This is a genomic window from Ottowia sp., assembly GCF_035325765.1.
In the GTDB taxonomy this organism is placed as follows: domain Bacteria; phylum Pseudomonadota; class Gammaproteobacteria; order Burkholderiales; family Burkholderiaceae_C; genus Ottowia.
The window spans coordinates 1-12,166 of sequence record NZ_DAOKZG010000065.1; the positions used below are offsets into that span (position 1 = coordinate 1).

Below are 12,166 nucleotides of genomic sequence, written 5' to 3' on the forward strand. Positions count from 1 at the left end.
TGATCCTGGTGGGTGGCATGACGCGCATGCCCAAGGTGCAGGACAAGGTCAAGGAATTCTTCGGCAAGGAGCCGCGCAAGGACGTCAACCCGGACGAGGCGGTGGCCGTCGGTGCCGCCATCCAGGGCCAGGTGCTGAGCGGCGACCGCAAGGACGTGCTGCTGCTGGACGTGACGCCGCTGTCGCTGGGCATCGAGACGCTGGGCGGCGTCATGACCAAGATGATCACCAAGAACACCACGATCCCGACCAAGTTCGCCCAGACCTTCTCGACCGCCGACGACAACCAGCCGGCCGTGACCATCAAGGTCTACCAGGGCGAGCGCGAACTGGCCACGGGCAACAAGCTGCTGGGCGAGTTCAACCTGGAGGGCATCCCGCCGGCGCCGCGCGGCCTGCCGCAGATCGAGGTCACCTTCGACATCGACGCCAACGGCATCCTGCACGTGAGCGCCAAGGACAAGGGCACGGGCAAGGAAAACAAGATCACCATCAAGGCCAACTCCGGCCTGTCCGAGGCCGAGATCCAGCAGATGGTCAAGGACGCCGAGCTGAACGCCGCCGAGGATCACAAGAAGGTCGAACTCGTGCAGGCGCGCAACCAGGGCGACGCCATGGTGCACAGCGTGCGCAAGTCGCTGGCCGAGCACGGCGACAAGCTGGATGCCGGCGAGAAGGAGCAGGTCGAGGCGGCCATCAAGGAACTGGAAGAAGCCCTCAAGGGCGACGACAAGGCCACGATCGAAAGCAAGACCGAGGCCCTGATGACCGCCAGCCAGAAGCTGGGCGAGAAGATGTACGCCGATGCGGCGGCCGCGGCACAGGCTGCCGGCGCGGCGGGTGCCGGCCCCGAGGCGGCGCATGCCGCGGCGGCGGACGACAACGTGGTCGACGCCGAAGTGAAGGAAGTCAAGAAGGACTGATGCCGTGTGAAGGGCACGCATTCGGGCTGCGAATTCGTGCATCGATCGCCGCGCAGAAGGTGTTTTGAAGGAAGCACCGGACTGCGCGGCGTTTTCGCTCAGAGGATTTGAAGAACGCCAATGGCCAAGCGCGATTACTACGAAGTCTTGGGCGTCCCCAAGAACGCCGGCGAAGACGAGATCAAGAAGGCTTATCGCAAGCTGGCGATGAAGTACCACCCCGACCGCAACCAGGGGGATGCGGGCGCGGAGGCCAAGTTCAAGGAGGCCAAGGAAGCCTACGAGATGCTGTCGGATCCGCAGAAGAAGGCGGCCTACGACCAGTTCGGCCATGCCGGCGTGGACCCGAACATGCGGGGCGGCCCGGAGGGCTTCGGCGGCTTTGCCGAGGCATTTGGCGACATCTTCGGCGACATCTTCGGCGCTGGGCGTGGCGGCGGAGCGCGCGGGGGGCGGCAGGTCTACCGCGGCGCCGACCTCAGCTACGCGATGGAAATCACGCTCGAGGAAGCCGCCGCCGGCAAGGAGGCGCAGATCCGCATCCCGAGCTGGGACGACTGCGGCACCTGCCATGGTTCGGGCGCGAAGCCCGGCACCAGTGCCCAGACCTGCGACACCTGCCACGGCCAGGGCGTGGTGCAGATGCGCCAGGGCTTCTTCAGCGTGCAGCAGACCTGTCCGCACTGTCGCGGCAGCGGCAAGATCATCCCGGAGCCCTGCCCGACCTGCCATGGCCAGGGCAAGATCAAGAACCAGAAGACGCTGGAGGTCAAGATCCCCGCCGGCATCGACGACGGCATGCGCATCCGCTCGGCTGGCAACGGCGAGCCCGGCACCAACGGCGGCCCGCCGGGCGACCTGTTCATCGAGATTCGCGTCAAGAAGCACGAGATCTTCGAGCGCGACGGCGACGACCTGCACTGCGTGGTGCCGATCAGCTTTGCCGCTGCGGCCCTGGGCGGCGAGATCGAGGTGCCGACGCTCAACGGCAAGGCCGCCATCGACATCCCGGACGGCACGCAGGCCGGCAAGCAATTCCGCCTGCGCGGCAAGGGCCTGCGTGGCATCCGATCGTCCTATCCGGGCGATCTATATTGCCACATCAGCATCGAGACGCCGGTGAAGCTGACCGAGCACCAGCGCCGTCTGCTGAAGGAATTCGACGAGTCCCTGAAGAAGGGCGGCGCCAAGCATTCGCCCGGCACGCAGAGCTGGGCCGACAAGGTGCGCAGCTTCTTCAGCGCCTGAAGTGATACCCCCTGCGGCGCTGCGCGCCATCCCCCTGGAAGGGGGACGCACCCAGTGGCCACGGAGACCCCGGCCACGGGTGTCCCGGCTGGCCTGCTCCGCGGTCATTGGAGCAGCACCGTTTCATGCGCCCCGGGTGACGCGCAGCACCAGGAGAAACTGATACGAACTTGCGTTCGAATGACAAATGACTTCGCTGCGCTTCAATGACCAGGTAGTCATTCCTCATGCCGGCGCCAGCCCGTGTCATGTCTCTTATTCTTGAACGCAAAACCGCATGAACGCTGCTCAGCCGCCCGCGGCGCGTCCGGCGACGGCGGTCAGAGAAAGCGGTCGAGCAGCTTCCGGCTGACGGCGTCCATCGACGCCAGGTCGCGGATCAGATATTGCACGCCGCTGGCGTCGTTCACGATCAGCAGATCCGGGCCGAGGCGGCGGATCTGCTCCTCGCCCTTGAGCACGAATTCGGTATCGCCCCGGTCGGTCTCGACCTGCCAGGTGCTGGGCGTGGCAAAGCTGCTGACCGACTTGAGCCGGGTGAGCCGGGGCATGAACTCGCGCTGTTCGAGGGCGCGCTCGAGCAGGCCACGCTGCGGCTCGGGGCAATCGGCCAGGCGCTCGATCCAGGCCAGTTCATGGCCATCGGCGTCCAGCAGGCTGATGGCCTCGTCAGGCGCGGCGATCGGAAAGGCCCGCACCGCGACGATGCCGACCCGGTCGACGCCTTCGGGATCGGTCAGCACCAGGCGACCGAAGGGGTCCTGCCGCAGCGTCGCCAGGGCTGCTGCGCTCATGTCCGCGACTCCCGCTGCGCGGCCGCCAGCACGGACTCGGCCTCGTCGGCCGCCAGCATGCGCGCGCGCTCGGCCTTTTCCTGGCGGGCCTGCGCCTCGTACAGGCGCCAGTAGGCGCCATGCTGCGCCAGCAGTTCGGCATGCGTGCCCTCCTCCACCTTGCGCCCGCGATCCAGCACGACCAGCCGATCCGCCTTGCGCAGGGTCGACAGGCGGTGCGCGATGGCGATCGTGGTGCGTCCGCGCACCAGGTTGTCCAGCGCCTTCTGGATCTCGCGTTCGGTCTCGGTGTCGACCGAGGCCGTCGCCTCGTCCAGGATCAGGATGCGCGGGTCGATCAGCAGCGCGCGCGCGATGCTGATGCGCTGGCGCTCGCCGCCCGACAGGCCCTGGCCGCGCTCGCCCAGCAGCGAGTCATAGCCCTGCGGCAGGCGCAGGATGAACTCGTGCGCGTGCGCCGCGCGCGCGGCGGCGATGATCTCCGCGCGCGTGGCGTCGGGCCGGCCATAGGCGATGTTCTCCGCCACCGTGCCGAAGAACAGGAACGGCTCCTGCAGCACCAGCCCGATGTGGCGCCGCCAGTCGGCCAGGGCCACCTTGCGGATGTCGATGCCGTCGATGGTGATCGACCCCTCGGCCACGTCGTAGAAGCGGCACATCAGGTTCACCAGCGTGCTCTTGCCCGAGCCGCTGTGGCCGACCAGGCCGATCATCTGGCCGGGCTCGATCACCAGGTCCAGGTCGCTGATGGTGGCGCGGTGGCCGTAGCGAAAGCCCACGCCGCGCAGCTCGATGCGCCCCTGCACGGTGGGCAGCGGCCGTGGGTTGGCGGCCTCCGGCACGCTCGAGACGTGGTCCAGGATCTCGAAGATGCGCTTGGTGGCCGACGCCGCCTTCTGCGTCACGGAGACAATGCGGCTCATCGAATCGAGCCGCGTGTAGAAGCGCCCGATGTAGGCCAGGAAGGCTGTCAGCACCCCCACGGTGATGCTGTGGCGCGCGACCAGCCAGATGCCCGCGGCCCAGACCACCAGCAGGCCGATCTCGGTCAGCAGCGTGACGCTGGGCGCGAACAGGGACCACAGGCGGTTGAGTCGGTCGTTGACCACCAGGTTGTGGAAGTTGGCATCGCGAAAGCGCCTGGCCTCGCGCGCCTCCTGCGCAAATGCCTTGACCACGCGGATCCCGGGGATGGTGTCGGCCAGCACGTTGGTGACCTCGGCCCAGACGCGCGCGGTCTTCTCGAAACCCGAGCGCAGGCGGTCGCGCACCACGTGGATCAGCCAGCCGATGAAGGGCAGCGGCGTCAGCGTCACCAGCGCCAGCGTGGGGTCGATCGAGAACAGGATCGCGGCCGTCATGGCGATCATCAGCACGTCGGTCGCGAAGTCCAGCAGGTGCAGCGACAGGAACAGGTTGATGCGGTCGGTTTCCGAGCCGATGCGCGCCATCAGGTCGCCGGTGCGCCGGCCGCCGAAATATTCGAGCGAGAGGTTGAGTAAGTGTTCGTAAGTGCTGGTTCGAAGATCGGAGCCGATCCGCTCCGACACCAGGGCCAGGATGTAGGTCTTGGCCCAGCCCAGCCCCCAGGCCAGCAGCGCCGAGCCCAGCAGTCCGGCCAGCAGCAGGGCGACGTAGCCGACGTCGATGTCCTGCCCGCTCTGGAACGGGATCAGCACGTTGTCCATCAGCGGCATCGTCAGGTAGGGCGGCACCAGGGTCGCGGCCGTGGCTGCCAGCATCAGCAGGAAGCCGGCCAGCAGCTGCCAGCGATACGGCCGCGCGAAGCGCCACAGTCGCAGCAGGGTCCAGGTCGATGGCGGCCGCTCTGCGGCATCCGTGCCCTCGCCGTCGCTCTCGCCACTGGCGGCGTCGGTCGGGCTGCCGACCCCGGCGGAGCCGGCGACCGGCACCGGCGTGCCGGCCCGCACCTGCTCGAACTGCGCCTGCAGCGCCAGCGCCGCCGCATGCTGGCCGAGCGTGTAGCGCCAGCGCGCCAGCAGGCCGGCGGGTTGGCACAGTTCCAGCGTGCCGACGCCCGCATGGTCGCTGTGCGTCAGCCACATGCCGGGCTCCAGCTCCCAGGCAGTCCAGTCTGTTGCGCCCGGAAACAGGGCGAGCAGCCGATCGTCCGTAATGGCCACCCACCCGCGTGCGTAGAACAAGCGCTCGTCCAGGTCAACGGGCAGAATGGCGCGTACGTTTTCCGAAGGCCGCAGCGGCATCCCCGGCGCTGCGGACGCGACCATGGCAGCCGGCGCTGCGGCCGGTGCGGGGAACGTTCGGGATGACACGGGAACCTAGTGTGGTGTTGGCACCGCGCGGGTGCGGCCGTCCGGGCAATACCTTCCAGAAACACGAGCAACGACCATCATGATTCCAGAGCAATCCGGCGAGCCCGACGGCGGCGCATTGTATCTCTCGCCACCGCTGCAGGAGCGCGTGGCCGGCGCGAGCAGCGCCGACATCGCGCCGCAGCCTGCCTTTCCCGACATCGTCATTCGCCGCATGGCCTACCTGGGCGGCCCCAGCATCTGGACCTACCGGCCGGCGGTCGAGGCGGTGATCGACATCGGTGTGCTGGAGGAGCATCCGTCCAACACCCTGCCCGGGTTCTACCAGCGGCTGACGCAGTGGCTGCCCGGCCTGATCGAGCACCGTTGCAGCGTCGGGCGGCGCGGCGGCTTCCTAATGCGGCTGCGCGACGGCACCTGGCCGGGCCACATCATGGAGCACGTGGCGCTCGAACTGCAGACCCAGGCCGGCATGCGGCTGGGCTTCGGCAAGGCGCGCATGACGCCCGAGCACGGGGTCTACAAGGTGGTGATCCGCACCGACGACGAGCTCGTGGGCCGGCGCGCGCTCGAGGCCGCGCGCGACCTGGTGATGGCGGCCATCAACGACCAGCCCTTCGACGTCGCGGCCACGATCGCCGCGCTGGCGGCCCTGGTCGACCAGCGCTGCCTGGGTCCGAGCACGGCCTGCATCGTCGAAGCCGCGCGCCTGCGCGGCATCCCCGCCATCCGCCTGAACGACGGCAACCTGGTGCAACTCGGCCACGGCGCGGCGCAGCGGCGCATCTGGACCGCCGAGAGCGACGCCACCAGCGCGATCGCCGAGGGCATTTCGCGCGACAAGCAGCTCACCAAGCAGTTGCTGGGCGCCGCTGGGGTCCCGGTACCCGAGGGTCGGATCGTCGAGAGCGCCGAGCAGGCCTGGGAAGCAGCCCAGGACATCGGCCTGCCGGTCACCGTCAAGCCCGACGCCGGCAACCATGCGCGCGGCGTCTCGCTCAACCTGTCGACGCAGGCCCAGGTGGAAGCGGCGTTCGCCGCCGCCGCCGCGGAGGATTCGGACGTGCTGGTCGAGCGCTTCATCCCCGGGCGCGAGCACCGGCTGCTGGTGGTCGGCAACCGGCTCGTGGCCGCGGCCGGCGGTGAACAGGTCCAGGTCAGCGGCGATGGCCGCTCGACGATCGGCGCCCTGATCGATGCACAGGTCAACAACGACCCGCGGCGCGGCGAGGGCGAACAACTCCCGCTGGAGCCCCTGCGCCACGACGACGCGGTGCTGCAATTGCTGCTCGAGCAGCAGGGCTTGGCCATCGACAGCGTGCTGCCGCGCGGCCAGAGCGCCGTGGTACAGCGCACCGGCAACCTGTCGGTGGACGTGACGGCGCAGGTGCACGCGGATACCGCGGCGCTGGCCACCCTGGCGGCGCGGGTGGTCGGCCTGGACATCGCCGGCATCGACCTGGTGGTGGAAGACATCGCCCGACCCCTGGCAGCCCAGGACGGCGCCATCATCGAGATCAACGCCGGCCCGGGCCTGCTGATGCACCTCAAGCCGGCGCTGGGACGGCCGCAGCCGGTGGGCGAAGCCATCATCGAGCACCTGTTCCCGGACGGCGGCAGCGGCCGCATCCCCCTGGTCGGCGTGCTCGGCGACGGTCAGAGCTCGCTGGCGGCGCGCCTCACGGCGGCGCTGCTGCAACTGCACGGCTGGGAAACCGCCCTCGCCTGCCGCGACGGCCTGTTCCTCGGGCGCCGGCAGCTGTCGTCGCACGGGGCGATCGGCTTCGAGCTGGGCGAATGCATGCTGATCAACCGCAAGGTCCAGGCCGCGGTGCTCGAAACCACGCCGCGCCACATCCTGAGCGAAGGCCTGCCCTACGATCGCTGCCAGGTCGGGGTGGTGCTCGGCATGCCCGGGCCGCAGGGCCTGAGCGACCTCTATATCGCCGATGCCGAGCAGATGCCCGGCATCGTGCGCACCCAGGTCGACGTCGTGCTGCCCCAGGGCGTGGCGGTGCTCAATGCCGATGATCCGGGCGTGCTGGCGCTGGCCGAGTACTGCGACGGCGAGGTCGTGCTGTTCAGTTGCAATCCGGACCACAACACCGCGGTGGCGGCGCACCGCGCGCGCCAGGGCCGGGCCGTGCTGGCACGCGGCACCGAAGTGGTGCTGGCTGACCGGACTGGCGAGCAGGTGCTGGCCGAATTGTCACCGCCGGTACTCTCGGCCCTGACCGACGAGGGCCCGCAGGACGCCCGTCCCCAGGTGCTGGCTGCGGTGGCGGCCGCCTGGACGCTGGGCGTGGAGCCGGACCTGCTGCGTGCCGGCTTGTTGCACTTTGATGGCCCGCGTCACACCGATGCTGTCCACTGAACGCTAGGCTGGACCGTTGCATGCTTCAGATCGGACCCTGATCAGGACATTTATGGAAGTCACCCGCATTCGCGCCCTGCGCGGCCCCAACCTGTGGAGCCGCCATACGGCGATGGAAGCCGTCGTCACCTGTGCCAGCGCCGAGCGCGACGTGCACGACATCCCCCGGTTCGAGCAGCGCCTGCGCGAGCGCTTCCCGGCGGTCGGCGCGCTCGATGTGCAGGCTTCCGGCCAGCCGGTCGGGCTGGCCCACGCGTTGGCACGTGTGGCCCTGGCCCTGCAGGCCGCCGCCGGCTGTCCGGTCACCTTCAGCCGCACCACGCCGACCGAGATCGCCGGCACCTACCAGGTGGTGGTTCAATACACCGAAGAGGCGGTGGGGCGGCTGGCGCTCGAGTTGGCGCAGGCCCTGATCCAGGCCGCGCTGGTGGACGCGGCGTTCGACACCGCCGCAGCGCTGGAGCGCCTGCGCGAGCTCGACGAGGACGAACGCCTGGGCCCGTCCACCGGCGCCATCGTGCAGGCCGCGCTGACGCGCGGCATCCCGGTGCGGCGCCTGACCAGGGGCAGTCTGGTGCAACTCGGCTGGGGCAGCCGCCAACGTCGCATCCAGGCCGCCGAGATCGACGCCACCAGCGCGATTGCCGAGGCCATTGCCCAGGACAAGGAGCTGACCAAGAAGCTGCTGCTGTCGGCCGGCGTGCCGGTGCCGCGCGGGCGCCCCGTCCGCGACGTCGAAGACGCCTGGCTGGCGGCCCGTGACATCGGGCTGCCCGTGGTGGTGAAACCCCAGGATGGCAACCAGGGCAAGGGCGTGACGGTCAACATCACCGAGCGCGCGCACTTCGAGGCCGCCTATGCCGCCGCGGCACGCCATGGCCCGGTGATGGTCGAGAAATTCCTGCCGGGGCAGGACTTCCGCCTGCTGGTGGTGGGCGACAAGCTGGTGGCGGCGGCGCGCCGCGACCCGGCCCAGGTGGTCGGCGACGGTGAGCGCAGCGTGCGCGAACTGGTGGACCAGGTGAACCTCGACCCGCGCCGCGGCAAGGGCCACGGCACCTCGCTCACGCAGATCCGCATCGACGCGATCGCCGAGGCCAATCTTGCGGCGCAGCAGCTGACCCCGGAGTCGGTTCCCGCCCCGGGCCAGCGCGTGCTGCTGCGCAACAACGCCAACCTGTCGACCGGCGGCACCGCCACCGACGTCACCGACAGCGTGCACCCGCAGGTGGCGGCGCGCGCCATCGAGGCGGCGCAGATGGTCGGCCTGGACATCTGCGGCGTCGACGTCGTCTGCCAGACGGTGGACAAGCCGCTGGAGCAGCAGGACGGCGGCATCGTCGAGGTCAACGCAGCGCCGGGCCTGCGCATGCACATCAGCCCATCGTTCGGCAGTGGCCGCGATGTCGGCCAGGCCGTGATCGACCACATGTTCCCGGATGGCGGCAATGGCCGCGTGCCGGTGATCGCGGTCACGGGCACCAACGGCAAGACCACCACGGTGCGCCTGGCGGCGCACCTGCTGCGCGCCAGCGGCCTGCGCTTGGGCATGACGAATACCGACGGCGTCTACGTCGACGGCCGGCAGATCGACTCGGGCGACTGCTCGGGCCCGCGCAGCGCGCGCAACGTGCTGGCGCACCCCGACGTCGACGCGGCCGTGCTGGAAACCGCGCGCGGCGGCATGCTGCGCGAGGGCCTGGGCTTCGACCAGTGCGACGTCGCGGTGGTCACCAACCTGGGCGCGGGCGACCACCTGGGGCTGAACTTCATCACCACGCTGGAAGACCTGAAGGTGCTCAAGCGCGTGATCGTGCTGAACGTTGCGCCCACGGGCACGGCCGTGCTCAATGCCGCCGATCCCTCGGTCGCGGCCATGGCGCCGCACTGCCCCGGCAGCGTCACCTTCTTCGCGCGCGACGGCCAGCATCCGGTGATCGCCATGCACCGCGCGCAGGGCAGGCGCGTGATCTTCGTCGAACGCGGCGACATCGTGTGTGCCGAGGGCGCATTCGAGAAGCGCCTGCCGCTGGCGCGCATTCCGCTGACGCATCGGGGACGCATCGGCTTCCAGGTCGAGAACGCCATGGCCAGCGTGGGCGCGGCCTGGGGCGTCGGGATTGCCTGGGAGGCGATCCAGAAGGGTCTGGCCAGCTTCATCAGTGACCTGCACGGCGTGCCCGGCCGTTTCAACGTGTTCGACTACCGCGGCGCCACCGTGATCGCCGACTACGGGCACAACCCGGACGCCATCGCCGCCCTGGTCGCTGCCGTCGCCAACATGCCGGCGAAGCGCCGCTCGGTGGTGATCAGCGGCGCCGGCGACCGGCGCGACGAGGACATCCGCAACCAGACCCGCATCCTGGGCGCCGCCTTCGACGAAGTGATCCTGTACCAGGACGCCTGCCAGCGCGGTCGTGCCGACGGCGAGGTGCTGGCGCTGCTGCGCCAGGGCCTGGAAGGCGCGTCACGCACGCGCAACGTGACCGAGATCCACGGCGAGTTCAGCGCCATCGACCACGGCCTGGACCACTTGCGGTCCGGCGATCTGTGCCTGATCCTGATCGACCAGGTCGAGGAGGCACTGGCGCACATCCAACGGCGTGTCGACGCCGCCACGCCGACCCGCAAGGCGCGGTCCACCGCCTCGCCCCGCCCCCGCAAGACGCGTGCGCCGCGCTCCAGCCTGCCACTGGACGCGCCGATCGCGCTGCGCGCGCCCTGAGATCGGGCCGTCTCGGTGGCGAGGCCGCGCGCCGGCCCCTCCAGACGGCGTCCCAGGCATCCGCGCTCTCCGGACGCGATGCTGGGAAGCGCGATGCTCGGGTTGGTATTTCGCGCTCGAGCCCTATGGCAGCGCCAGGCGGGTGCGTGCCGCCTGGTATTCGCGCTTCATCCGGGCAATCAGGCTGGCCGCGGGTTCCACGGCCTTGATCGCACCGATGCCCTGTCCGCTGCCCCAGATGTCCTTCCAGGCCTTGGCGGCGGCGCCGGCAGCGAAATTCATCTGGCTCGGGTCCCCCTGCGGCAGGTTGTGCGGATCGAGACCGGCGGCGCGGATCGAATGCGCCAGGTAGTTCCCGTGCACGCCGGTGAACAGGCTGCTGTAGATGATGTCGTCGGACGTGCTCTCGACGATGGCCCGCTTGTAGCCTTCGACGGCGCCCGCCTCCTTGGTGGCGATGAAGGCGCTGCCGATATAGGCGAAGTCCGCGCCCATGGCCTGTGCCGCCAGGATGGCGTTGCCGGTGGCAATGGCGCCGGACAGCGCCAGCGGTCCGTCGAACCACTCGCGGATTTCGTGCACCAGTGCAAACGGACTCTTGGTGCCGGCGTGGCCACCGGCACCCGCGGCCACGGCGATCAGGCCGTCGGCGCCCTTCTCCACTGCCTTGTGCGCGAAGCGGTTGTTGATGACGTCGTGCAGCACCACGCCACCCCAGCCGTGCACGGCCTGGTTCACGTCCTCGCGCGCGCCCAGGCTGGTGATGACGATCGGCACGCGATATTTCGCGCACACCTGCAGGTCGTGCTCGAGTCGGTCATTACTGTTGTGGACGATCTGGTTGATGGCGAACGGCGCGGCAGGCTGCTCGGGATGCGCCCGGTTCCAGGCCGCCAGGCCCTCGGTGATTTCGGCCAGCCACTCGTCCAGCAGTTCGGCCGGGCGGGCGTTCAGCGCCGGCATCGATCCGACCACGCCGGCCGTGCATTGCGCGATGACGAGCCGGGGGTTGCTGATGATGAACAGCGGCGCGCCGATCACCGGAAACTCCAGGCCGCGCAGGACCGGTGGCAGATTGGACATGGGTGTTTCCGGAGCAGAAAACGGGGGGAACGCCATCACCCACCCGCGCTCGGGCAGCGCAGGCGGCGCAGGAAAGCGGGTTCGTTCAGAACGAATCGAGCGCCAGCGCGGTGACGCTGTCGGCGCCTTCCACGATCGCATCGCGCAAGCCCGGGGCGCGCGTCAGGATGTGCTCGGCGTAGAAGCGCGCCGTGACGATCTTGGCGCGCATGAAGTCCGCCTCCCGGCCCGCGGCCAGCTCGGCCTTCGCCACCAGCAGCGCCCGGCCGAGCTGCCAGCCCGCCACCAGGTTGCCCGCCAGCATCAGGTAGGGCACGCTGCCCGCGTAGGCGGCGTTGGGGTCCGCCTTGGCCTGCGCGGCGATGAAATCGACCGCATCCAGGAACGCGCGCCGCGCCGGCGCCAGCCGCCGGGCCACGGCCTGGGCATCGGCGTCGCCGGCCACCAGTTCCTTCTCCGTGGCCTCGATGCGCGCCGCCACGGCCCGGGCGACCTGGCCGCCATCGCGGGCGGTCTTGCGCCCGACCAGGTCATTTGCCTGGATCGCGGTCGTGCCCTCGTAGATCGTCAGGATCTTGGCGTCACGGTAATGCTGGGCCGCGCCGGTCTCCTCGATGTAGCCCATGCCGCCATGCACCTGCACGCCCAGGCTGGTGGCTTCCAGGCTCGACTCGGTGCTGTAGCCCTTGACCAGCGGCACCATGAATTCGTAGAAGGCCTGGTTC

The 12,166-nt window shown here is 69.6% G+C and carries 8 protein-coding genes; 4 read left to right on the forward strand and 4 right to left on the reverse strand.

Features of this window, described 5'->3' with window-relative positions; all coding sequences use genetic code 11:
• Window positions 1–923 (forward strand): Hsp70 family protein (locus tag PKA16_RS14590; RefSeq protein WP_324404258.1); only part of this gene is annotated, 923 nt, incomplete at its 5' end.
• A gap of 120 nt (window positions 924–1,043) precedes the next feature.
• Window positions 1,044–2,171, forward strand: a complete 1,128-nt coding sequence (gene dnaJ / locus PKA16_RS14595; protein ID WP_324404259.1) for a molecular chaperone DnaJ — start codon at window positions 1,044–1,046, stop codon at window positions 2,169–2,171.
• Window positions 2,172–2,491: 320 nt separating this feature from the next.
• Here the strand turns inward: dnaJ and PKA16_RS14600 are convergent, their stop codons facing one another.
• Window positions 2,492–2,965 (reverse strand): DUF1854 domain-containing protein, encoded by a 474-nt coding sequence (locus PKA16_RS14600; protein WP_324404260.1) that lies wholly within the window; start codon window positions 2,963–2,965, stop codon window positions 2,492–2,494.
• Window positions 2,962–5,214, reverse strand: a complete 2,253-nt coding sequence (locus PKA16_RS14605; protein ID WP_324404261.1) for an ABC transporter ATP-binding protein — start codon at window positions 5,212–5,214, stop codon at window positions 2,962–2,964. Before PKA16_RS14605 ends, PKA16_RS14600 begins: the two co-directional genes overlap by 4 nt.
• Window positions 5,215–5,338: 124 nt before the next feature.
• On the opposite strand from PKA16_RS14605, the gene cphA (PKA16_RS14610) reads away from it, so the two are divergent.
• Together cphA (PKA16_RS14610) and cphA (PKA16_RS14615) are read left to right on the forward strand one after the other, a co-directional pair.
• Window positions 5,339–7,633 carry a cyanophycin synthetase gene (cphA, locus tag PKA16_RS14610; RefSeq protein ID WP_324404262.1) on the forward strand — a complete coding sequence of 765 codons (2,295 nt, stop codon included), beginning with the start codon at window positions 5,339–5,341 and terminating at the stop codon, window positions 7,631–7,633.
• A 52-nt stretch (window positions 7,634–7,685) separates the two neighbouring features.
• Window positions 7,686–10,358: a cyanophycin synthetase gene (gene cphA, locus PKA16_RS14615; RefSeq protein ID WP_324404263.1), complete on the forward strand. Its 2,673-nt coding sequence runs from the start codon at window positions 7,686–7,688 to the stop codon at window positions 10,356–10,358.
• Window positions 10,359–10,481: 123 nt separating this feature from the next.
• Here the strand turns inward: cphA (PKA16_RS14615) and PKA16_RS14620 are convergent, their stop codons facing one another.
• Together PKA16_RS14620 and PKA16_RS14625 are read right to left on the reverse strand one after the other, a co-directional pair.
• A complete protein-coding gene (locus PKA16_RS14620; RefSeq protein ID WP_324404264.1) occupies window positions 10,482–11,441 on the reverse strand; it encodes a nitronate monooxygenase family protein in 960 nt (319 codons plus the stop codon).
• Between the two features lie 85 nt (window positions 11,442–11,526).
• Window positions 11,527–12,166: acyl-CoA dehydrogenase C-terminal domain-containing protein (locus tag PKA16_RS14625; RefSeq protein WP_324404265.1), on the reverse strand; the 640-nt coding region annotated here is incomplete at its 5' end.